This window comes from Pseudomonas cedrina subsp. cedrina (genome assembly GCF_001983175.1).
In the GTDB taxonomy this organism is placed as follows: Bacteria; Pseudomonadota; Gammaproteobacteria; order Pseudomonadales; family Pseudomonadaceae; genus Aquipseudomonas; species Aquipseudomonas cedrina.
The window spans coordinates 50,392-73,060 of sequence record NZ_MNPW01000007.1; the positions used below are offsets into that span (position 1 = coordinate 50,392).

Consider the following 22,669-nt stretch of genomic DNA (forward strand, 5'->3'; position numbering starts at 1 on the left):
GCCCTCTCCCACCGTCCCGAGGAACCACCATGTCCGGGCTTGAACTCTTCGCCGCTGCCCTGGGGGTGATCGCCGTGTGGCTGACCGTCAAACAGAACCCCTGGTGCTGGCCCATCGGCCTGGTGATGGTGCTGCTTTACACCTGGGTGTTCTACGACGTAAAACTCTATTCCGACATGTTGCTACAAGTGGTGTACGCCGCGCTGCAAGTCTACGGTTGGTGGCAATGGACCCGCGCCGGTGCCGTCAGGCAAGGGCGCGAGGTCACCAGCCTCGGCGTGCCGGCGATCATCGCCAGCCTGGCGGCGGGCGCCCTGGGCAGCCTGTTGCTCGGCGCCGCCATGGCCCACTGGACGGATGCCGCCCAGCCCTGGCTCGACGCCGCCCTCACCGGCTTCAGCCTGGTGGCGCAAATGTGGATGGCGCAGAAGCGCGTGCAATGCTGGCCGTTGTGGATTGCCGTGGACGTGATTTTCGTCGGCCTGTTCCTCTACAAAGGCCTCTACCTCACCGCCGCGCTCTACGCGCTGTTCACCGTGATCGCCGTGCAAGGCTGGCGTGAATGGCGCGCCGACCCGGCGTTGCAGGCATGAAGGTGGTGGTACTGGCCGGCCCCGAATCCAGCGGTAAAAGCTGGCTGGCGGCGCAGTTGCAGGCACACTTCGGCGGGTTGATGGTCGGTGAATATGTGCGTCATTTCATCGATCATCATCAACGTGACACCACCCTGGCCGACATCCCCGCCATCGCCCGTGGCCAACTGGCCTGGGAAGACGAGGCTCGCGCCACACACCCCGACCTGTTGATCCTCGACACGCATCTGCTGGCCAACAAACTCTGGAGCCAGACCCTGTTCGGCGACTGCCCCGCATGGCTCGACAGCGAACTGCTGGCGCGGCAGTACGACCTGCACCTGCTGCTGTCGCCGGAAGATGTGGAGTGGACGGCCGACGGGCAACGCTGCCAACCCGAACTGGCCGACCGCCGCGCGTTTTTCCAGGACAGCCTGGCGTGGCTGCAGCAGCACCGGCAAGCGGTGCTGGTCATCGGGGGGGATTGGGAAGAGCGCCGCGCCATGGCGTTTTCAGCCGTAAAACGACTAATGCAGCCCTGACACGGCGCTACCTGTGGGAGCTGGCTTGCCTGCGATGGCGTTGTATCAATCACACAACTGCTGACTGACCCGCCGCCATCGCAGGCAAGCCAGCTCCCACAGGTTTTGCCCACTTCAGCCGTTAGTAGCCCAGCGACAGCCCGGTGTTGCGACGCGGGTCGTTCGCGCCATAGAAACGGTTGTTACCCACCGGCTTGCCACCCAGCGAAGGCGCGCCCACCAGGATCGCCGCCAGGTGGTTGGCGTCCTGGGGACCTGCAAACTTGTGGCCCCAGCTTTCCAGGATCTTTTGGGTGTCCGGGCTGACCGCGAAGGTCTCAAGGTTCGTGGTGTCCGGCATCCATTGCTGGTGGAAACGCGGCGCGTCCACCGCTTCCTGGATGTTCATTTTGTAGTCGATCACATTCAGGATGGTCAGCAAGGTCGCGGTGATAATCCGGCTGCCACCTGGCGTACCCACCACCATCACCGCCTTGCCATCCTTGGTCACGATGGTCGGGCTCATCGACGACAGTGGCGCCTTGCCCGGCGCAATGGCGTTGGCTTCACCCTGGACCAGGCCATACATGTTCGGCACACCGACCTTGACGGTGAAATCGTCCATCTCATCGTTGAGGATCACCCCGGTCTTGCTCGCCATCACGCCGGCGCCGAACCAGTCGTTGAGGGTGTAGGTGACCGAAACCGCGTTACCCCATTTGTCGACGATGGAATAGTGGGTGGTGTTGTTGCCTTCATGGGGCGACACACCGGGCTTGATCGCCTGGGAGTCACCGGCCTTTTTCGGGTCAATGGCGTCGCGCAGTTTCGCCGCGTAGTTTTTGTCCAGCAGGTGCTCGATCGGGTTTTTCACGAAATCCGGATCGCCGAGGTAGCTGTTACGGTCCACATAGGCGTGGCGCATCGCTTCGATCTGGTAGTGCAGGCCTTGGGCCGAGTGATAGCCCAGGTCGGCCATCGGGTAGCCTTCAAGGATATTCATGATCTGGCAGATCACCACACCGCCCGAGCTCGGTGGTGGCGCCGAAACCACGTGGTAGCCACGGTAGTCGCATTCGATGGGCGCCAGCTCGCGGGTCTTGTACTTGTCCAGGTCAGCCTGGGTAATGATGCCTTTGCCGGCCTGGCTGGAATCCACCAGGGCCTTGGCGACCCAACCTTTATAAAAGCCGTCGCTGCCCTTGGCCGAGATTTCCTTGAGGGTCTTGGCCAGGTCCTTCTGCACCAGCTTCTGGCCGACCTGCATCGGTTGGCCGTTGTGCAGGAAGATCCCGCGCATGTCCTTGTCTTTCTCGAATTCGCCAGTGGCGGTGTGCAGCAGGTCGATATCACCCTGCTCCAGGGCGAAGCCGTTTTCCGCAAGCTTGATGGCCGGGGCGATGACCTGGGCGCGCTTGAGCGTGCCGTATTTACTCAAGGCCAGTTCCATCCCCGACACAGTGCCTGGCACGCCGACGGCCAGGTGGCCCTTGGCGCTGAGGCCTTCGACGACGTTGCCATCCTTGTCCAAATACATATTGGCGGTGGCGGCCAGCGGCGCTTTCTCTCGGAAGTCGAGGAAGGTCTTGCGCCCGTCCGCCAACTGCACGGTCATGAAACCGCCGCCGCCCAGGTTACCCGCCGCCGGGTACACCACCGCCAGCGCATAACCCACGGCCACCGCCGCATCAACGGCATTGCCGCCGGCCTTGAGCACATCGACGCCCACATGAGTGGCCAGATGCTGGGCCGTCACCACCATGCCGTTTTCACCGGCCACCGGGGCCTGGGAAGCGGCTTGCACACCACTGACCGTCAACACCAGGGCTGTGGCAATCAAGGTGCGGCTGAAGGGTTGGTATTTCATCCATGGCTACTCTAGTTATTGAGATGCACCAAAATAGCCCGTTGTGAATCCAATCCCCAGTGCAATGGCGTTTTTATTACAGAACCTGTCGGTCACAGAACGGCGTCGAAAACCCCGCCTGCGACGGCAAACCCGCGTTGCAGGTCCTCGATCAACGCCGCCACGTCCTCCAGGCCGATATGCAGGCGTACCACCGGGTTCAGCGCCCGGTCCGCCGCGCTGTCGCGGTCCTGGGTATCGGCCACGGTGACCAGGCTTTCATAGCCACCCCAGGAAGCGCCCAGGCCAAACAGTTGCAGGCCATCGATAAAGCGCTCGATAGAGCCCGCGTCGGCATTGGCCAGCTCGAACGACAGCAACCCATTGCTGCCCGTGAAGTCGCGGCGCCACAGCGCATGCCCCGGATGCGCGGGGAGCGCCGGGTGGAACACGCGCTTGACCTGGGGCTGCGCCTGTAGCCACAGCGCAATGTCCAACGCCTGGCGCTCGTGCACATCCAGGCGGGAGGCCAGGGTACGGGCGCCGCGCAAGATCAGGTAGGCATCGTCGGCGCTCACGGCGTTGCCGAAGGTATCGCTCATCCTGCCCAGCGCCGGCCAGGCCGCCTGGGTGGTGCAGACACTGCCCATCATCACGTCGCTATGGCCGCCGAGGTACTTGGTCAGGGCCATGATGGAAATATCCGCGCCCAGCGCCAGCGGTCGGTACAGATAGCCCGAGCCCCAGGTGTTGTCCACGGCCAGCAGGATATTGCGTGGCTTGCACAGGGCGGCAATCGCCGGCAGGTCGCACAACTCATAGAGCAGCGAGCCCGGAACTTCGGCGTAGACCAGCTTGGTATTGGCTTGCAGTTGCGCCTCCAGCCCTTGGCCATCGGGCGAGAAATAGCTCACTTCGATACCAAACGGTCGCAGGAACTCGCGGGCCAACTTGCGCACCGGCGAATACACCGCATCGGTGATCAGCACATGATCACCGGGGCGCAGGTACGCCAGGAACACCTGGGCGGCAGCGGCCAGACCGGTGCCGTAGAGACGCGTGCGGTAGCCACCTTCCAGCTCGGTGACCAAGTCCTCCAGAGCGTGGGAGGTCGGGTTGCCGCGCGCGCCATAGCTCAGCACCCGCTCACTGTCACGGCGGGCGCGGGCGTCGCGCATCTGCGCCAGGTTGTCGAAGAGCACCGTGCTCAACCGCGTGACCGGCACGTTGACTGCGCGGCCGCCCTGGCCTTTCCCGGTGCGTGCCGCATGGACCAGCCGGGTACGCACTCGCGAGGGCGCGGCCAGCGGCTTGAGACTGGCGATTTCCGCTTCGCTCATCTGCGCCAGCAAGCCGATTTCCCAGGCCAGGTACTGGCGTGCAGCGTCCTTGTTGCCGCTGTGGCGGTCATGGGTGAAGAACAGAAAATCGATGCACTGTGCATCGGGCGGGGTGTGCGGGTCATGGCTCACCGGCAGGCCAGCGGCGACCCAGGCAGCGAAACCGCCGTCGAGCAACTGTGCCGACAGGCCTTCGGCGGCAAACGCCGCCAATGCGGGATCGTCCGCCACCAGCACCAACGGGCGATGGTCGGTTTTCAATTGTGAACGGATTGACCAGCGGGAGCCGGGGATATGCCCCTTGCGATAGACCCTGCTCGGGCGCAGGTCGATCAGGTTGACATCCTTCACCTCAAAGGCCTGAGGGCTGATCAGCGGCAACGGCTCATACGCCACCGGCGGCACAACCGGCAATGCCAGGCCACTGTCGATACCGCCGCTCAACACGTAGGCCTCATGCCCCAACTGGCGCAGCCAACTGGCGACAATCGGCGCACGCACGCCGTCACTGTCCACCAATACCACACGCGCCTGACGCACGCCGATGTACAAGTCGGTGGCCTGGATCAACTGCCCGCCCGGCGCGTGTTGCGCGCCCGGCAAGCTGGCGGCGGCAAACTCTTCAGCGCTGCGCACATCACACAGGAACAGGCTGCGCTCGGTATCATCGGCCCACTGGCGCACCTGAGCCGCCGACACATTCACTACCCCTGCCCGCTCGGCCAACTGGCGCGCGGCGTGGCGCTGTTGGGCCAGGTCGGCGCTGACGTGGTCGGCATACCGCCGCGTGCTGCCGTGTTCCAACGGGAAGTCTTCCAGGTACCAGCCCTGGGTGCCGTTTTCCAGGGCGTAGATCGGATTTTTCAGCCCCAGGTTAATCAGCGTCTGGGCGCCGATAATGCTGCGGGTGCGCCCGGCACAGTTGACCACGATAGGCGTGCTGTCATCCGGCACCAGCTCATGCACGCGGTAGCCCAGTTCACCGTTGGGGCAGCAGATGGAACCGGGAATGGTCATCTTGCGGTACTCATCGAACGGCCGCCCATCCAGCACCACCAGCGGCTCGCCACGCGCCTGCCACTCTGCCAGTTGCCGCGCGGTGAGGTGCGGCGTGTGGCTGGCCTCTTCCACCAATTCGCCAAACGCCTTGGACGGCACGTGCACACCGGCAAACAACTGCAGGCCCGCCGCCCGCCAACCGTCGGCACCGCCGTCCAGCACCTGCACACGGCTGTAGCCCAGCGCCTGTAAACGCTCGGCCGCGCGCGCCGCTACCTCGCCACCCTCCTGGTCGTAGATCACCATCCGCACCTGAGGGTTCGGCGCCAGGCGGCGCACTTCCAGCTCCAGGCGACTGTAGGGCAGGTTCACCCCGTGGAACAGGTGGGCCTCGCCGTATTGCCCATGTTCGCGCACGTCGAACAGGGCGATTTCCTGTCCGTCGAACAGCCATTGCTGCAGTTGACTTGGGGTGATGGTCTGGCTCATTGAAGTCCCGACAAAGTAAGTAAGAATTACTGCAACACCGGCGCTATCCCAGGCAAGCCAGCTCCCACAGTTGGTCGGCGGTGGGTTTAAGCGTAGGCCCGGATCGACGGCGCCATCTGCGACGCGTTGTAGTTGAGGATGCGTCCGTCCGCGTCCACGCCATAACGGCCGTTCAGCGATTCGAGCGGCAAGCCATACAAGTGGAAGTGCAGCGTCGCCTGCTCGCCTTCAACCTTGATGCCATGCAGGTCTTCGCCCAGGAACGCGATCGAGGTACCCGGCTGCACGATCACTTCCTTTTCCAACGTCAGTGTGGTGAAACCCGGCTCGCATCCATTGTCATTGCGCGCGTAGACGTAGTTGATTTCCTGACCTTCAACCGCACTAATGATCGCCCAGGTCTCATGGTTGTGCGCGAGGGTGCTTTTGCCCGGCAGCAACGAGTTCAGGTACAGGGTCGGCGTATCGCCGTCGTCGTTCAGGCGGTAACGAAAAGCGGTGCTGCCCTGCCCCGGTACCGGCGCGGGAAATTGGTCGAAGTTGAACAGGTCACGACGCCCTGCGAGGTTTTCCAGCAGGCCGGTAATTTCTACGAGGGCCGCACGGTCTACGCCGCGCTGGTTGATGACACGGATCTGCTGCAAAAACGCTTCGATAACGGCGGCACGGTTTTCGATACTCATCACGAACTTCCTCTAATCAGACAGACAGGCTGTAACGGCTCAAATGGGTCAACAGGTACGGGTCGTGGGCGACGGGGCCACGGCGCCCCGAATCGCCCAAGGCATGGCGCAGGAATGTCTGGGTGCGTTCGCTGGCCGGGTTCTGGAAGATCTGTGCGGCGCTGCCATGCTCGACAATCACGCCGTGTTCAGTGAAGTACACGACGTCGCTGATCTCTTCGGCGAAGCGCATTTCGTGAGTGACCAGCACGCAGGTCATGCCCTCTTCGGTCAGCTCGCGGATCACCGTCAGCACTTCGCCGACGGTTTCCGGGTCGAGGGCCGAAGTCACCTCGTCGAACAGGATCAATTCCGGGCGCATCGCCAGGGCGCGGGCAATCGCCACGCGCTGTTGCTGGCCGCCGGAAAGCTGGCCGGGGTAGGCATCGGCCTTGTGTTCCATGCGCACTTTGGCCAGCAAGGCGCGGGCATCGTTCTCGGCGTCGGTGCGGTTGCGCCCCAGCACCTTGCGCGGGGCAATCACCAGGTTTTCCAGTACCGACAAGTGCGGGAACAGGTTGTATTGCTGGAACACAAACCCCACGCGCTTGCGCAGCTCGATGCGCTGGGCTTCCTGGGCCAGTGTGTCGACTTGGGTCTGGCCCACGCGGATGCTGCCGCGCTGGGGCTGCAACAGCCCGGTGATGCAGCGCAGGATCGTGGATTTGCCCGAGCCCGACGGCCCGATGATCGACACCGCCTGGCCGCGCAGCACCTCCAGGTCGATGCCCTTGAGCACCGGGTTGGCGCCGAATGACAAGTGCACATCCCGCAGGCTCACCAGGGGTTCAATAGAAGGCATAACGGCGCTCCAGGTGTTGGGTGAGACGGGAAATCGGATAGCAATAGGCAAAGAACAGCACCAGCAGGCTCAGGTAGACCACCACCGTGAAACCGGTCATGTTCACGGTGTTGCTGGCGATCTGCGCGGTGTCGATCACGTCGTGCACGCCCACCAGCGAGGCCAGCGCCGTGCCCATGGTGACCACCGCATACAGGTTCATCCACGGCGGCAACATGCGCTTGAAGCACTGCGGCAGGATGATCGAACGGAACAACTGGCCCCGGGTAAACGCCAGCGACCGCGCGGCTTCCCACTGGGTGCTGGGGATCGAACCGATGGCGCCACGAAAGATCTCCGCCACGTTGGCGCTCGCCGGCAAGGCCAGGCCGAGGGTGACTTTGACCCAGTCGGGGAACGACACGTAACTGCTGCCGATGCGGATCTCGAACGGGAACACATAGGTAGTGAAATAGATCAGCACCAGCCACGGCGCGTTGCGAAACACCTGCACCCACAGCCGCGCGACAAACCCGAGGGGTGACAGCGCCAGTGCGCCAACCAGCAGGCCAAGCACCGAACCCAGGGCAATCGCCACCACGCTGATCAAAATGTTCTGGCCGAAACCGGCCACCAGCGCCGGCGACCATTGCAGCAACGCCGACAGTACCGGGAATGAATCAATGGCCATAACCGGGCATCCTCAGGCGCGCTTCCAGCCAGCGCCCCACACAATTGACGATAAAACTCAGCAGCCCGAAGAAACTCAGGATCAGAATCATCAGCTCCAGCACGTTGTCACTCTGGGTCCAGATCATGATTGCCGCGTAGGTGATGTCGCCGACGGCAATCGCCGAGGCCACGGCCGTCATCTTCACCAGGTCGATCAGGTTGTTGATCAGCGACGGCAAGGCAAAGCGCAGCGCCAACGGCAACTGCACATTCCACAGCAGTTGGCGGCTGCTGAAGGCCAGGGAACTGGCGGCCTCCAGGGTCACGGCCGGCACCGCCTCGATGCCGGCGCGCAGGGCCTCGGCGTGGAATGCGCCCTTGTGCAGGGAGATCACGATCACCACCCAGGCAAACGGCGTCAGCGGGTTGGCCGCGCCGACTGCCTGGGTCAGCAGCATGTTCAGCACCAGGAACGCGCAGTACAGCTGCACCAGGGTTGGCGTATTGCGCGTGACTTCCACGAACACCCGCGCCGGCTTGGCCAGCCACGGGTTGCCTGAGGTCAGCATCGCCGCCAAGGTAATCCCCGCCAGCAGGCTGCCGATGATAGTGAACAGGCACAACAGGCCGGTGGTCAGCGCGCCCTGCACCAGCGTGCCACGCTGGTAAGCGTCGAGCAGGAAGCTGTAGTTCAGGCCAATGCCGGCGGCCCACTGCACAAACACTTCCATCATTGCAGTTTTCCGCAGGCAGTCGCGATCCGCCGCCCGGCTTCGGCCACGCTGTCGGTCGCGGTCGCGATGGACAGGCGCAACCACGGCGACAGGCCATAGGCGCTGCCCGCCACACCGGCCACGCCCTCCTCCAGCAGCCAGGCGACCACGTCGCCATCATTGTCGATGCGCTGGCCGTCCGGACGAACACGCCCCAGCAGCCCGGCGCAGCGCACGAAGACGAAGAAACCACCCTGGGGTACCAGAACTTCCAGGCCCTCAACGTGCCTGAGCGCCTCCACCAGGATGTCCCGGCGCAATTGATAAGCCGCCACGTGCTCCGCGAGGAAATCCAGCCCGCCGGTGTAAGCGGCCAACGCAGCGGCCTGGCCTACCGAGGAAGCGCCAGAGGTGGATTGCGACTGCACCACCGCGATGGCATCGGCAAGGATTTTCGGCCCCGCGCCAAAGCCAATGCGCCAGCCGGTCATGGCGTAAGTCTTGGACACGCCGCCCACCAGCAGGCAGCGGTCCTGCAGATCCGGCGCGACATTCAGCAGGCTCTGTGCCGGGCGGCCATCGAAACGGATGTATTCGTACAGCTCATCCAGCAGGACCAACACCTGGGGATGGCGGCGCAGCACCTCGGCCAACGCGCTCAGCTCGGCGGCGCTGTACACCGCGCCACTGGGGTTGCCGGGGCTATTGAGGATCAGCCAGCGCGTGCGCGCAGTGATGTGCTGTTCCAGCTGGGCCGGCAGCAGTTTGCAGCCCTGCGCGAGGCCGCATTCGATGAACACTGGTTCGCCGCCATTGAAGCGCACGCTGTCGGGGAAGGACGGCCAGTACGGGGTCGGCACCAGGACTTCATCGTCGTCATCCAGGGTCGCGGCGAATGCGTTGAAGATGATTTGCTTGGCGCCGTTGGCAATCACGATCGACGCGAGCGGATAGTCGAGGTGGTTCTCCTCGGCCAGTTTGCGCTGCACGGCTACACGCAACGCCTTCACGCCTGGCGTCGGCGTGTACTTGGTCGCACCCCCTGCGATGGCGGCATAAGCCGCCTGCTTGATAAATTCCGGCGTATCGAAATCCGGCTCGCCGGTGGTGAGGTCGAGGATATCGCGACCGGCGTCGCGCAGCTCGGTAACGCGGGACTTTGCCGCGGCGTTGGCGGACAGCGACACCCGCCGCACGCGTCGGGACAGGCGTACGGTCATGGCTGTACCTCAAGGACTTTGCCAGGGTTGAGCAGGTTGTGCGGGTCGAGCGCCTGCTTGATGCGGCGCATCAAGTCCAGCTCTACCGGGCTTTTGTAACGGCCCAGCAGACCGACCTTGCGTTGGCCAATGCCGTGTTCGGCACTGATCGAGCCGCCGTGGGCGTGGGCGCTGTCGTGCACCAGGGCGCTCAGTTCGGCGTAGTGCGCCATGTGCGCGTCCACCGTGGAGTCCAGCGGATGCGCTACGTTGTAGTGCAGGTTGCCGTCGCCCAGGTGGCCGAAGGTGAAGTTGCGCACACCGGGAAAGTGCTGCTGCAGCAAGGCGTCGGTATGCGCGACGAAGGCCACCAGTTGGGAAATCGGCACCGAGATATCGTGCTTCATATTGCGCCCGGCGCGTTTTTGCGCCTCGCTCATGTTCTCGCGCAGCAGCCACAGGGCCGTGCTTTGCGCCAGGCTTTCAGCGATCAGCGCGTCACTGACCAACTGCTGTTCGAAGGCCTCGCCCAACACCTGTTCAAAGGCTTCGCGGGCGTGGCTTTCACCGTGGTTGTCAGAGAGTTCGATCAAGGCGAACCAGGGTTGGCTTGCGGCCTTGAACGGCTGCGGGCCTTGCGCAAACTGCTCGCGCAGCAAAGCCAGGCAATCGGCGCTGAGCAATTCGAAAGCCGTGAGGCTCGCGCCGAAACCGGAACGGGCATGGGACAAGAAGGCCACGGCTTGCGCCAATTCATCAAATGCCAGCAACGCGGTTGCCTGGGCCTTGGGCAATGGAAACAGTTTCAAGGTGGCGGCGGTGATGATGCCCAGCGTGCCTTCGCTGCCGATGTATAAATCGCGCAGATCGTAGCCGGTGTTGTCCTTGCGCAAGCCGCGCAGCCCATGCCAGATCTCGCCTTCGGCAGTCACCACTTCCAGGCCCAGGGTCAGTTCGCGGGTATTGCCATAGCGCAGCACGCCGGTACCGCCGGCATTGGTGCCCAGGTTGCCACCGAGGGTGCAACTGCCCTCGGCGCCCAGGCTCAGGGGGAACAGTCGATCGGCGGCGCGAGCCACCTCCTGCACATGCTGCAGGATGCAGCCGGCTTCCACCGTGAGGGTATCGTTGTCGGTATCGACCGCTCGCACGCGGTTCATGCGGTCCAGCAACAGCAGCACCGAGCGTCCGCTGGCGTCCGGTGTGGCGCCGGCCATCAGCCCCGTATTGCCGCCTTGCACCACGACCGGCGCCTTGAGCGCCACGCAGGCACGCACCACCGCCGCGACTTCCTCCGTATTGGCCGGGTGCACCGCCGCGATTACCCGGCCGGTGTAGCGGCCCTGCTTGTCGGTCAGGTAGGGCGCCGCATCCTCGCTGGTTTGCACATGGGCCGCGCCGAGCAGGTGCTGCAAAGTGGCAAACAGCGCATCACTCATGACTGTACTGCTCATGCAAATCACGCAAGGCCTGGGACGGCGCCATGCCGGTACGTTCGCCCAGGGCAATCAGGAAACCACTTTTATGCCAGCCCTTCACGATGGCATCGAGCTTGGCCTGGGTGTCGTGTTCGCCCTTGCGCAGCCAGATCACCGAGTTGGACGGGATCAGGTCGCCCGGCAACGGGATTTCATACCCGGCCCACTCGGCATCGCCAAGCAATGCGTGCAGGGTTGGGCTGACGTGCACGGCGGCCACGCAACCGTTACCGCGCAGCGACAACAGCGACTCGGACTGGCTGCGGAACGCCTTGATCTGCGCGCCGTAGGTTTCCTGCAGGGGCTTGATGAAATTGCTGCCCTGGGACACGCACACCGGTTTGTCCTTGAGGTCGGCCCACTGCGTGATGCCCGCGCCTTTGCGAATCAATGCCGCGCCACCGACTTCTTCGTAGGGCGTGGGCACGTAATCGAGGATCTCAGCGCGCTCTTGGGTGAACTGCATGTTGGCGATCAGGATATCGACCTTGCCCTGTTGCAGGAACTGCACGCGGTTGGGCGCCAGCACCGAAACGGTCCTGGCTTCGACGCCCAGCGCCTGGCCGATGCTCTTGGCCAGTTCGACGTTATAGCCCAGGTGTTCGCCGGTCTTGGGGTCAAGGGTGCCGAACGGCGGACCGCTGAGGATCACCCCGACGCTGATGGCGTGGCGTTGCTGGATCTTGTCGAGTGTAGCGTCGGCCTGCGCGAAGCCTGCGCACAGGGCCAGGCCGAGCGCGGTGAGGGTTTTGAAGTGCATGTCAGGCGCCCTTGAACTGTTTCTGCAATTCCACCAGCGCAGGCGATGCCGGGCTGATGCGGTTGCGGGTCTGGGCTTCGATCAGCCAGCCGCTGCGGTGCAGTGCCTGGATGATCGGGTCGAGCCTGGCCTGGGTATCGCCTTCGCCGCGGCGGGTCCAGATCACCGAGGGCGCCGGGTTGAGTTCCGGGGTGATGACGCGGTAGCCCTTCCATTCGGCGCTGTCGTTGACCAGCGGGTTGATCAGGGTGGAATCATGCACCGCCGCGACGCAGTTGTTGCCGCGCAAGGCCAGCAAGGATTCAGAGGAGCTTTTGAACGCCTTGATCTGGGCGCCGAACTCGGTCAGCGGCTTCACATAGCTGCTGCCTTGGGAGGTGCACACGGGCTGGTCCTTGAGGTCTTGCCAGCGGGCAATCTTGCTGTCTTTGAGCACGGCCGCGGCGCCACCGATGCGGTAGAACGGAGTGGGCACAAAACCGAGGATCTCACCGCGCTCGGCGGTCCATTCCATATTGGCGATCAGCAGGTCGACCTTGCCCTGCTGCAGGAACTGCACCCGGTTGGCGGGCAATACCGGCACCAGTTGCACTTGAGCCTTGAGTTGACGCCCCAGCTCGTTGGCCAGGTCCACGTTCAAGCCCTTGGGCTGTTGCGTCGCCGGGTCAATGCTGCCGAACGGCCCGCCGGACAACAGAACACCCACAACCAGCACATGCCGCTGCTCGATCTTGTCCAGGGTCGCATCGGCCTGTGCCGCCCCATTGGCGCCCAACGCGATCAGCGACCCCAGGGCCACCGGCAACCATTTCTTCAATTTCATTGGACTTCCCCCTGGCGAATGATCGGCGTACCCCGACCTGATGGAGGGGCATGCTAGGGAGTGTGGGCAAGCAACGGAAATGCAGATATCTCATATCGTTATAACTTGCCGTGGACGGACAACCTTCGATTCAGGCATAACCCAATATTCATTGAGCCAGCTAAAAATATTTCTCTCAAATACATAAAGTTCTGTAATGTTTAACGTCACGCCCGTGATGTAAAACCGCTTCTGGAACCGGCCATGTCGACCCTCGACCTTGAACTGCTGCGCACCTTTATCGCCGTGGTCGACCACCACAGCTTCGCCGAGGCCGGCACGCACCTGGCCCGCACCCAATCGTCCGTGACCCAGCATATGCAGCGCCTGGAGCAGCAAGTCGGGATCAGGCTGTTCGAGAAGCGCGGCCGGCAAAAGCAGCTGACCGAACCCGGCCTGCAGTTGCTGCGCCATGCACGCCAGATGCTTTCGCTCAATGACGATGCGTTGAACTCCCTGCGCGAAAGCAGCCTGAGCGGCGTATTGCGTATCGGCTCGCCTCACGATATCGCCGACACCATCCTGCCGCCGATCCTCAGCCACATCGCCCGCTCCGCACCGCGCTTGCGCCTGGAGATCGATGTGGGCCGCAGCCCGTTCCTGATGGATGACTTGCATCGGGGCAAGGTGGACATGGTGATTTCCACCCGCTCCGACCCGAACCTGGAAGGTTTCGCGTTGCGCACGTCACCGGTCTGGTGGATTTGTTCGGCGCAGTACATCCATCAGCCGAGTGAACCGTTGCCGTTGATTCTGGTGGATGAGCCGAGCATCTACCGGCGCTATGCGCTGGAAGCGTTGGAGCGGGCCAATATTGCCTGGCGCCAGGCCTACCTGGCGTCGAACCTGATCGGCATCAAGGCCGCGACCCGTGCGGGGCTGGGGGTGACGCCGCGAAGCATGGAAATGCTCGGGCCGGACATGCGGGTGCTGGGGGAGACGGATGGGTTGCCGCGCTTGCCTGAGGTGACGTACTACCTGTGGATTCGACCGCACACGGCGAACCCGATTGCCAGGAAGGCATATGACTTGATTCGAGGCAACCAGGGGTTGTGATCCCCTGTTGGAGACTGCAGCGATCTCGTGGTTATGTTTTGCGCTTGGCGGCGCTAGAATCACGGCCTTTCTCGCCTGCCTCCCTTGATACGAGCCCCCCATGAGCTTTGATTTCGACACGATCCACTCGCGCTTCGGCACCGGCAGCACCAAGTGGAGCCGCTACCCGCAGGACGTCTTGCCCATGTGGATCGCCGACATGGACATCGCGGCGCCACCCGCCGTGCTCCAGGCCTTGCATGCGCGCCTGGACCAGCAGGTCCTCGGCTACAGCGTCGCCGGCGCGGATGTGCGTGAGGCGATTGTCGCCGACCTGTGGGCCAAGTACGCCTGGCGTGTGCAGCCGGATGAGCTGCTGTTCCTGCCGGGCGTCGAGCCAGGTTTCAACATGGCACTGCACGCGTTTGTACAGCCGGGCCAACCGGTGGTGCTGCAGACGCCCAACTACCGGCCGATCCGCCTGGCGCCGGGAAACTGGAACCTGCCGCGCATCGAAATACCATTCCAATTGAGCAACGGCGAATACCTCACGCCGCTGCCGGCCCTGCGCCAGGCGTTGGCTGGCGCGGGCGCGCTGCTGTTGAGCAACCCGCACAACCCGATCGGCAAGGTCTTCCCCCGCGACGAACTGCTGGCGGTGGCCAATGCGTGCCTGGAACACGGCGCACTGATCATCTCCGATGAAATCCACGCCGAGCTGTGCTTCGACGGCCGCCGCCACATCCCCACGGCCAGCCTCAGCGAGGAGATCGCCCAGCGCACCATCACCCTGATGTCGGCGAGCAAGGCCTATAACGTGGCCGGCCTGAAGACCTGCTTTGCGGTGGTGCAGAACGCCGAGATCCGCGAGCGCTTCAACGCGGCCCGTTGCGGCATGGTCGACAGCGTCAGCCCCCTGGGCCTGGAAGCCACCCGCGCAGCGTACAGCGAGTGCGGCGAATGGCTGGAGGCGTTGAAGGCGTACCTGCAAGCCAACCGCGACTACCTGTTCGATGCCGTGCAGACCCGCCTGCCCGGCGTGGTGATGCATGCCCCGCAAGGCACCTACCTGGCCTGGCTGGATTGCAGCGCCCTGGACCTTGCCGACCCGCAGCAGTTCTTCCTGGAACGGGCCAAGGTCGGGTTGAGCGCCGGTATCGAGTTCGGCGATGACAGCCAGCAGTTCGTGCGCCTGAACTTCGGCTGCCCGCGGTCGATGCTCGAAGAAGGGTTGCAGCGCATGGAGCGCGCGCTGCTTCAGGCTTGATGGCGGCCTGACAGTTGCACCTCTATCAATGTGGGAGCTGGCTCCCACAGTTAGAGGGTATTCACAACTTGGCGATGGACACTTCGGTCGACTTCACAAAAGCAATCACTTCACTGCCGATCTTCAATTCCAGGTCACGCACCGAGCGGGTGGTGATCACAGACGTGACGATACCGGACGCGGTCTGCACGTCGATTTCCGACACCACTTCCCCCAGCAGAATCTCCTTGATCACGCCCTTGAACTGGTTGCGCACGTTGATCGCTTTAATGGTCATGTCGGCTTTCCTTTTGGCTGTTGGGTCAATCCGCACGAATGCGCAGGCCTTCAAAATGCGCTATCGAAGACAACATTAAAAGGAATATATAACTCTTTATTTATACGATTTAGATATATAATAACTGTTGCTCCACCAACAGCCGATCAACATTCTGCGCTGTTGCGTCGCGTCCTTTTCAACCTGAAGCCCCGTAAATACGTGCACGAACCAGCTGGCACAGAGACTGCATATTCCATAAGAGCATGATGGAGCATGCCGTTTCATTTTCTGAATATAAGAAAAAGCCTTCTCTCACTGCCTTGTCGGAGCTGTTTCATGAACCCCTTCACCCAACGTCTATTGGGCGCCTGTGCGCTCGTCCTGTGCCTGCAACCCCTGGCGCACGCGGCTGAAACCGACCCTGCCGAGGTCAATCTCGATTACGCCTACTACTCGCCCGTCAGCCTGGTGCTCAAGCATTTTGGCTGGCTGGAACAAGCCTTGCCGCACTCCAAGGTGGGCTGGGTACTGAGCCAGGGCAGCAACCGTTCCCTGGAGTACCTCAACAGTGGCGGCGTGGACTTTGCCTCTTCCGCCAGCCTGTCCGCGGTGCTGAGCCGCGCCAACGGCAGCCCGATCAAATCGGTGTATGTGTATAGCCGTGCCGAATGGACAGCCCTGGTGGTCCGCAAAGACTCACCGCTCAAGAGCCTCGCCGATCTCAAGGGCAAGAAAATCGCCGCCACCAAAGGCACCGACCCGTACCTGTTTACCTTGCGCAGCCTGCAAACGGCCGGGCTGGACAAGGACGACGTGGAACTGGTGCACCTGCAACACCCGGACGGTCGCACAGCCCTGGAAAAAGGTGACGTGGACGCCTGGGCCGGTCTCGACCCGCATATGGCGGCCAGCGAAATCCAGGCCGGTTCGCGCCTGTTGTACCGTAACAAGGACTTCAACAGCTACGGCGTAGTCAGCGTTACCGAGACGTTCGCCAAGGCCCATCCGCAGACCATCACCAAGGTGCTCGGCGCCTATGAAAAGGCGCGGGACTGGGCGGTCAAGCACCCGGAGGAGTTCGCCAAGCTGCTCGCTGACGAGTCCGGCTTGCCGTTGGAAGTGGCCAAGCTGCAGCTCTCGCGCACCGACCTGAGCACGCCGTTCTTGAGCGCCAAGGACGTGGCGTCGTCCAAGGCGGCCGCACCGATCCTGGTCTCCGAAGCGTTGGTGCGCAAAGGGGTCAATGTGGACCAGGTGATTGATCAGTTGATCGACACTACGTTCAGCCAGTAAGGACTGCGAAATGACCAGCAAGAGCCAAGCAATGCCCTTAGCCGCGCCAGTGGTTATCCACCGCAGTGCCTGGCCCAGGCGACTCAAGGGCCTCGTGGTGCCAGTGGTGATCCTGCTGGTGCTGGAAGTGGTGGTTCGCGTGGGTTGGCTGCCGTCGTACCAGATGCCGGCGCCCAGCGAGATCGCCGTGACCCTGGCAGACCTCGCCGAAGGCGCGCTGTGGAAACACATCGGCGCCAGCCTCGGCCGGGTGCTGCTGGGCTTTGCCATTGGCGGCGGCCTGGCGCTGGTGTTTGCCGCCTGGGTGGGCTTGAGCCGTGAGGCCGAAGCCTATCTGGAACCGACCTTCGCCGGGCTGCGTTCGATCCCGAGCCTGGCCTGGGTGCCGTTGCTGCTGTTGTGGCTGGGCATCGACGAAACCTCGAAGATCGTGCTGATCGCGATTGGCGCGTTTTTCCCGGTGTACCTCAATGGCGTCGCGGCCATTCGCGATATCGACCGCAAGCTGGTGGAAGTCGGGCAAATGTACGGTTTCAGTCGGCGGCGCCTGGTGCGCCGCATCCTTTTGCCTGCCGCCCTGCCCGGCCTGTTTACCGGATTGCGCAGTGGCTTGAGCCTGGCCTGGATGTTTCTGGTGGCGGCCGAATTGATTGCCGCCACCAAGGGCCTGGGTTACTTGCTCAGCGATGGGCGGGAAACCTCGCGGCCGGATATCGTGCTGGCGGCGATCATCGTGCTGGCGCTGCTGGGCAAGATCAGCGATGGCCTGCTTGCAGCGCTGGAAAAGCGCTGCCTTGCCTGGCGCGATACCTTCCAGGGAGCCGGACAATGAGCGCGCAACCGCTGCTGGACATTCACGTGGCGCGTAAGAGCTTTGCCCACACCACGGTGCTGAACGAGGTGCGCCTGGCGTTGCAACCTCGCGAAGCCGTCAGCCTGCTGGGCCCCAGCGGCTGCGGCAAAAGCACCTTGCTGCGGATCGTCGCCGGGCTGGAGAAAGACTTCCAGGGCGAGTTGCGCAGCCCCGATGGTGAAGTCGCTTTTGTGTTCCAGGAACCGCGGCTGATGCCCTGGCTCACGGTGGAGCAGAACATCGGTTTCACTGATGACAGCCACTACGACAAGGCCTGGGTGACGCAGTTGATCGAGGAGGTCGGCCTCAAGGGTTTTGCCCAGGCGCTACCCAAGGCATTGTCCGGCGGCATGGCGCAACGGGTGGCCATCGCACGGGGCTTGTATTCGCGCCCGCAGGTATTGCTGCTGGATGAACCGTTCAGCGCGGTGGATGCGTTCACCCGCATGAAGCTGCAGGATTTGCTGCTGCAACTGGCCGAACACCATGCCATCGCCCTGCTGTTGGTGACCCACGATGTAGACGAGGCGCTTTACCTCAGTGACCGGGTGCTGGTGATGGACAACCGGCCCAGCAGTATTCGCCAGGAACTCGCCGTGGGATTGCCGCACCCCAGGGATAGGCGGGATCCGGTGCTGGCGCAGCTCAAGGCACTGGCCTTGACCGAGCTGCAACGTGCCCACGTAATTTGAAAGCACGAATACTTTTTCAAACCAAGGCAGGATCAGTGTGGGAGCGGGCAAGCCCGCGAATGCAGTGTGTAGTGAGCGGGCTTGCCCCGCGCTGGGCTGCGAAGCGGCCCCAATAAAAACACCACCGACCTCCAGGTAGAACCGAGTCGCCTGGTCTGGGGCGGCTTCGCCACCCAGCGCGGGGCAAGCCCGCTCACTACAGGCCGCATTCGCGGGCTTGCTCGCTCCCACATTTTGATCTTGGGCACCTCAGGAAAGTGTGACCCAATACCGGGTACGCGCCTGTACACGCAACCCCAGGCTTGAGGCCAGCAAGTCGAGAATGCGATCGGTGTCGTCCAAGCGAAAACTTCCGGTAACCCGCAGCGCTTCCAGGCTGGGCTCCCAGCGCAGAACGCCCGGCCGATAGCGTTGCAGCTCCCGCAGGAAATCCCCCAGCGGTTGGTTCTGCGCAGTGAGTACGCCGTCGCGCCAGCCCGGTTGCAGCACGTCGAACGGTACCCACGCCCCCAGCCCGCCAGTTTTCAACCGCGCTTGCTGACCCCCTTGCAAGGTCGCCGCTTGCCCGCCCAGATCGCGCACCTGCACCGTGCCCTGGAGCACAGACACCAGGCAACCCGAGGCAAGTTGCCGTACACACACCTGCGCCTGGCTGACCTTCAACTCGCCGTAGCGGGTCTGGACAGTCATCGGCGCTGCACCAGGCACATCAAGCGCCAATTCGCCGTCCACCAACGTGATGCGTCGCTGCGCCAGGTCCACGTCCACCGCCGTCGCGGTATTGAGTTGCAGGCTGCCGCCGTCGTCCAGCGCCATGCGCTTGCGCTCGCCGGTCGCGGTGTGCAGGTCGGCGCGCCATGCCTCGATGGGCAACTGACGGCTGATCAGCCAGGCGGTCGGCACCAATGCCGCGAGTCCCAGGGCACGCTTGAGCACGGCGCGGCGCCCCGGTTGCGGGCGGTCGAGGCTGGCCATCGCCAGGGCCTGGGGCAAGTCGCTGAAACGCTGGCGCAAGGTCTGGGCTTTCTGCCAGGTCTGTTCGTGTTGCGGGTGGCTGTCACGCCAGTGTTGCAGCGCGGCGTGATCACGCTCGGTGGCCGCACCGGACTCAAGCAGCGCCAGCCACTGGGCAGCGGCGCGGGCGACGTCACGGCTCACAGGTCCACCAGCAGGCAATGTTCGTAGGCTTGGGCCATATAGCGTTTGACCGTGCGTTCGGACACGTCAAGACGTTCGGCTATCTGCCGATAGCCCAGGCCTTCCAATTGGCTCCAGAGAAACGCGCGGCGCACCAGCGCTGGCAAGCCATCGAGCAGTTCATCCAGGGCTTGCAGGGTCTCCAGCACCAGCCAGCGCTGTTCGGGCGACGGCACACAGGCTTGCGGCAGGTTTGCCAAGGCATTCAGGTAGGCCTGTTCGAGGCTGCGCCGCTGATGAAAATTCACCAGCAGGCGCTTGCCCACCGTCACCAGGTACGCCCGCGGCTCCTGCATCTGCGCAATCGGCTGCGCGCTGGCAAGCACGCGCAGGAACGTATCCTGGCTCAGGTCGGCGGCATCCCAAGCATTGCCCAGGCGCCGGCGCAACCAGCTTTCGAGCCAGCTGCGATGGTCGCGGTACAGGCTGGCCAACGTCAGTTCGGGGACGTGGGACGGGACAACAGCATCATTCATAGCAAGCGACCTGCACGGCGCGAGTGAGTCTCAAATGAGATTCATTCTATTTAATATCGTGCCGACACACCATGATCTTTTCAACGTTGCGTTTATATGGGCGCTTCTGCCTCAAACACCTGCCCGCTCACGGCAGCGTTGCCAGGTCCGACACATTCGTCAGAGCCCGCGCCTGCGCAACCACTGCAAAAATCCCTTCTTCACCGGCACCGCCGGCGCCTCCTCCGTCAAGGCTTGCGCGGCGTGAATACGGAAGTCCAGCAAGCTTTTCATCGCATCGCCGATGTCATGGCGCGCGTCCAGGCAGGGCGTCAGGTATTCCTTCTCGATGCGGTACAGGGTGCAGAACGTCTTGGCGCAAAAGTCCGCCAGCGCGGCCTGGTCGGTCAGGATGCCCGCCTCGCCGATCACCTCGCCCGGCCCCATGCGCCCGGCTTCGAATGTGTGCCCGCCCTTGGTCAGCATCACCGAGACCACGCCGGACTCCACAATGAACAAATGATCGCTGACCTCTCCCGCCGGCAAAATCATCTCGCCGGCACGGTAGGTGTGCAGGGTCATGTTCTGGCTGAAAGTGTCTTTTTCCTCCTGGCGCAAGGTGGAGAAAATCGTCGAATTATCCAACAGCGCCCGCGCCCGTGACGTTTGCGTCGGGGTAGCGCTTTCGGTGGCCGATAACAGACTCACGCCTGCCGCCTGCAGGTGCCGGAAGGCCAGGTCATACAGTTGGTTGCGGACTTCGCGCTTGAGCGGCATCGCCGGAACGAACCCGCTGATTTCGTATTCGACACCGCCGCTGGCGGAGGTCTTGAACGCCACGCTCGGCGCGGGCTTGCTCAATAGCGGCCGGCAACCTTGCATCGCCCGCTCCAGCGCCTCGATCACCGTTTGCGGACGCGCATGGGGGCTGACCTGCACGCTTACCGCCAAGCCGAACATATCCGCCGGCCGCGAGAAATTGATGATCTTGGCCTTGGCCGCCAGCGAATTGGGAATCACCGCCATGCTGCCCTGGGAGGTTTGCAGGCGCGTGGCGCGCCAGTCGATATCGGTCACCCGGCCTTCGGTGCCGTCGATGGAAATCCAGTCATCCAGTTGATAGGGCTTGGTGGTGTTGAGCACGATCCCGGAAAACACGTCGCTCAGCGTGCTCTGCAACGCCAGGCCGACGATGATCGCCACGGCGCCGGACGTTGCGAGCACACCCTTGACCGGCAGGTCGAGCACGTAGGCCATGGCGGCAATGATCGCAATCAGGAAGATCACCGCGCCCATCAGGTCCTGCAGCAGCCGCCCGGTATGCCCGACCCGCTGCATCATCAGCGCACCCAGCAACACCGTCAGCGTACGCGCTGCAAACAGCCACCAGCCGATCTGCAAGGCGGTGGCCGCCAGGTGCAGCGCCGTGTCGTCCGCATAAGGCGCAAGCTGCATGGGGTTCATGCCGTCGTTGAACAGCACGGCGCTGAATACGGCAAAAATCACCAACCGCGCCGCCAGCTTCCAGTTGGCGAGGTCGGCGGAAATAAGGCGCCACACGGCGATGTCAATAAAGATCAGCGCCAGGGCGCACAGCATCGGGTGATCAGCGATAAATGAGGGCATCCAGGCGACTCCAGGGCGAATGACGGGAAGATCGCATGAAACGCGAATGCTGGAAACAAAATGTGGGAGCTGGCTTGCCTGCGATGCGCACGCCTCGGTGTATCAGTCACAGCGCGCTGACGCTATCGCAGGCAAGCCAGCTCCCACAGGGTTTTGTGCCGAGCCGTCAGGCGTCCATCCGCCCGAATTGGCCGTAGTGGAAGTCGGCAAACGCCTGATGAATCTCCTGCTCGGTATTCATCACAAACGGCCCGTGACCGACGATAGGCTCGTCGATAGGCTCACCACTCAACAGCAACACTTTGGCATCTTCGTCGGGCGCCAGGGTCAGTTGGGTGCCGTCGCGCTCGAACAAAGCCAGTTGCCCCTGGCGGGCGACCTCCTCGCCGTTGACCCGCACGGTTCCGCTCAGGATCACCAGGGCGGTGTTGCGCCCCTGGTGCAGGTCGAGGGTCACGGGTTGGCCTGCGTTGAGGCGCAAGTCCCATACATCAATGGGGGTAAATGTACGGGCCGGCCCACGGGCACCGGCAAACTCGCCCGCGATCAGGCGCAGGTGCCCGGCGTCGTTGGCCAGCGGCAGCACGGGGATGTCGCTGTCGACGAGGGTCTGGTAACCCGCCTCGGCCATTTTGTCCTTGGCCGGCAGGTTGACCCACAGTTGCACCATTTCCATGACCCCGCCGCTACGGGCGAAGGCTTCGGAGTGGAACTCCTCGTGGAGGATGCCTTTGGCGGCGGTCATCCATTGCACGTCGCCAGGGCCGATTTTGCCGCCGGCGCCGGTGGAGTCGCGGTGTTCAACTTCACCGTCGTAGACGATGGTCACGGTTTCAAAACCGCGATGGGGGTGTTGGCCAACACCGCGACGTTGTTCGGTCGGGGTGAAATCTACGGGGCCGGCGTGGTCCAGCAACAGGAATGGGCTGATGTGCTTGCCCATCGAGTCGTAGGAAAACAACGTGCGTACCGGGAAACCGTCGCCGACCCAATGGGCACGAGGGCTGGTGTAGATGCCGATGAGTTTTTTCATGGTGG

The 22,669-nt window shown here is 63.2% G+C and carries 22 protein-coding genes; 7 read left to right on the forward strand and 15 right to left on the reverse strand.

Annotated features, from left to right (window positions below; genetic code table 11):
* Positions 1-29: 29 nt before the first annotated feature.
* Together pnuC and BLL36_RS15780 are read left to right on the forward strand one after the other, a co-directional pair.
* Entirely contained in the window at positions 30-593 is a 564-nt protein-coding gene (gene pnuC / locus BLL36_RS15775) for a nicotinamide riboside transporter PnuC (RefSeq protein ID WP_076952318.1), read from the forward strand.
* Positions 590-1,114 carry an AAA family ATPase gene (locus BLL36_RS15780; RefSeq protein ID WP_076952319.1) on the forward strand — a complete coding sequence of 175 codons (525 nt, stop codon included), beginning with the start codon at positions 590-592 and terminating at the stop codon, positions 1,112-1,114. Before pnuC ends, BLL36_RS15780 begins: the two co-directional genes overlap by 4 nt.
* 121 nt (positions 1,115-1,235) lie before the next feature.
* On the opposite strand, the gene ggt is transcribed toward BLL36_RS15780, so the two are convergent.
* From ggt to BLL36_RS15830, 10 genes are all read right to left on the reverse strand, one after another.
* Positions 1,236-2,960 (reverse strand): gamma-glutamyltransferase, encoded by a 1,725-nt coding sequence (ggt, locus tag BLL36_RS15785; RefSeq protein ID WP_076952320.1) that lies wholly within the window; start codon positions 2,958-2,960, stop codon positions 1,236-1,238.
* 92 nt (positions 2,961-3,052) lie between these two features.
* Positions 3,053-5,767 carry a cystathionine beta-lyase gene (gene metC, locus BLL36_RS15790; RefSeq protein ID WP_076952321.1) on the reverse strand — a complete coding sequence of 905 codons (2,715 nt, stop codon included), beginning with the start codon at positions 5,765-5,767 and terminating at the stop codon, positions 3,053-3,055.
* A gap of 86 nt (positions 5,768-5,853) precedes the next feature.
* Positions 5,854-6,450: a cysteine dioxygenase family protein gene (locus BLL36_RS15795; protein ID WP_076952322.1), complete on the reverse strand. Its 597-nt coding sequence runs from the start codon at positions 6,448-6,450 to the stop codon at positions 5,854-5,856.
* Positions 6,451-6,466: 16 nt separating this feature from the next.
* Complete coding sequence (locus BLL36_RS15800; RefSeq protein ID WP_076952323.1) at positions 6,467-7,291, reverse strand: amino acid ABC transporter ATP-binding protein; 825 nt, start codon at positions 7,289-7,291, stop codon at positions 6,467-6,469.
* A complete protein-coding gene (locus BLL36_RS15805) occupies positions 7,278-7,961 on the reverse strand; it encodes an amino acid ABC transporter permease (RefSeq protein WP_076952324.1) in 684 nt (227 codons plus the stop codon). The genes BLL36_RS15800 and BLL36_RS15805 overlap by 14 nt, the downstream gene beginning before the upstream one ends.
* Positions 7,951-8,676, reverse strand: a complete 726-nt coding sequence (locus tag BLL36_RS15810) for an amino acid ABC transporter permease (RefSeq protein ID WP_076952325.1) — start codon at positions 8,674-8,676, stop codon at positions 7,951-7,953. Before BLL36_RS15810 ends, BLL36_RS15805 begins: the two co-directional genes overlap by 11 nt.
* On the reverse strand, positions 8,673-9,875 hold the full coding sequence (locus tag BLL36_RS15815) for an aminotransferase class I/II-fold pyridoxal phosphate-dependent enzyme (protein WP_076952326.1): 1,203 nt from the start codon (positions 9,873-9,875) through the stop codon (positions 8,673-8,675). Before BLL36_RS15815 ends, BLL36_RS15810 begins: the two co-directional genes overlap by 4 nt.
* The gene (locus tag BLL36_RS15820) at positions 9,872-11,293 is read right to left on the reverse strand and encodes an FAD-binding oxidoreductase (protein WP_076952327.1); all 1,422 of its coding nucleotides are present in this window, start codon (positions 11,291-11,293) and stop codon (positions 9,872-9,874) included. The genes BLL36_RS15815 and BLL36_RS15820 overlap by 4 nt, the downstream gene beginning before the upstream one ends.
* A complete protein-coding gene (locus tag BLL36_RS15825) occupies positions 11,286-12,092 on the reverse strand; it encodes a transporter substrate-binding domain-containing protein (RefSeq protein WP_076952328.1) in 807 nt (268 codons plus the stop codon). The genes BLL36_RS15820 and BLL36_RS15825 overlap by 8 nt, the downstream gene beginning before the upstream one ends.
* Position 12,093: 1 nt before the next feature.
* Complete coding sequence (locus BLL36_RS15830) at positions 12,094-12,915, reverse strand: transporter substrate-binding domain-containing protein (protein WP_076952329.1); 822 nt, start codon at positions 12,913-12,915, stop codon at positions 12,094-12,096.
* A gap of 243 nt (positions 12,916-13,158) precedes the next feature.
* On the opposite strand from BLL36_RS15830, the gene BLL36_RS15835 reads away from it, so the two are divergent.
* Both BLL36_RS15835 and BLL36_RS15840 read left to right on the forward strand, forming a co-directional pair.
* Entirely contained in the window at positions 13,159-14,010 is an 852-nt protein-coding gene (locus tag BLL36_RS15835; RefSeq protein ID WP_076952330.1) for a LysR substrate-binding domain-containing protein, read from the forward strand.
* Positions 14,011-14,110: 100 nt separating this feature from the next.
* Positions 14,111-15,256: a MalY/PatB family protein gene (locus BLL36_RS15840; protein ID WP_076952331.1), complete on the forward strand. Its 1,146-nt coding sequence runs from the start codon at positions 14,111-14,113 to the stop codon at positions 15,254-15,256.
* Between the two features lie 61 nt (positions 15,257-15,317).
* Here BLL36_RS15840 and BLL36_RS15845 read toward each other — a convergent pair whose 3' ends face one another.
* Entirely contained in the window at positions 15,318-15,533 is a 216-nt protein-coding gene (locus tag BLL36_RS15845; RefSeq protein ID WP_076952332.1) for a TOBE domain-containing protein, read from the reverse strand.
* A gap of 318 nt (positions 15,534-15,851) precedes the next feature.
* Between BLL36_RS15845 and BLL36_RS15850 the strand changes: the two genes are divergently transcribed.
* The 3 genes from BLL36_RS15850 to BLL36_RS15860 are packed head-to-tail and all read left to right on the forward strand — an operon-like array spanning position 15,852 to position 18,353.
* The gene (locus BLL36_RS15850; protein ID WP_076952333.1) at positions 15,852-16,808 is read left to right on the forward strand and encodes an aliphatic sulfonate ABC transporter substrate-binding protein; all 957 of its coding nucleotides are present in this window, start codon (positions 15,852-15,854) and stop codon (positions 16,806-16,808) included.
* Positions 16,809-16,818: 10 nt separating this feature from the next.
* Positions 16,819-17,640 (forward strand): ABC transporter permease, encoded by an 822-nt coding sequence (locus BLL36_RS15855; RefSeq protein ID WP_076952334.1) that lies wholly within the window; start codon positions 16,819-16,821, stop codon positions 17,638-17,640.
* Positions 17,637-18,353 carry an ABC transporter ATP-binding protein gene (locus tag BLL36_RS15860; protein ID WP_076952335.1) on the forward strand — a complete coding sequence of 239 codons (717 nt, stop codon included), beginning with the start codon at positions 17,637-17,639 and terminating at the stop codon, positions 18,351-18,353. Before BLL36_RS15855 ends, BLL36_RS15860 begins: the two co-directional genes overlap by 4 nt.
* 249 nt (positions 18,354-18,602) lie before the next feature.
* Here BLL36_RS15860 and BLL36_RS15865 read toward each other — a convergent pair whose 3' ends face one another.
* The 4 genes from BLL36_RS15865 to BLL36_RS15880 all read right to left on the reverse strand — a co-directional run bounded on the left by BLL36_RS15865 (position 18,603) and on the right by BLL36_RS15880 (position 22,664).
* Positions 18,603-19,511 (reverse strand): FecR domain-containing protein, encoded by a 909-nt coding sequence (locus tag BLL36_RS15865; protein ID WP_076952336.1) that lies wholly within the window; start codon positions 19,509-19,511, stop codon positions 18,603-18,605.
* The gene (locus tag BLL36_RS15870) at positions 19,508-20,026 is read right to left on the reverse strand and encodes a sigma-70 family RNA polymerase sigma factor (protein WP_076952337.1); all 519 of its coding nucleotides are present in this window, start codon (positions 20,024-20,026) and stop codon (positions 19,508-19,510) included. Before BLL36_RS15870 ends, BLL36_RS15865 begins: the two co-directional genes overlap by 4 nt.
* A gap of 159 nt (positions 20,027-20,185) precedes the next feature.
* The gene (locus BLL36_RS15875; RefSeq protein WP_076952338.1) at positions 20,186-21,631 is read right to left on the reverse strand and encodes a mechanosensitive ion channel domain-containing protein; all 1,446 of its coding nucleotides are present in this window, start codon (positions 21,629-21,631) and stop codon (positions 20,186-20,188) included.
* A 166-nt stretch (positions 21,632-21,797) separates the two neighbouring features.
* A complete protein-coding gene (locus tag BLL36_RS15880; RefSeq protein WP_076952339.1) occupies positions 21,798-22,664 on the reverse strand; it encodes a pirin family protein in 867 nt (288 codons plus the stop codon).
* Positions 22,665-22,669 lie beyond the last annotated feature (5 nt).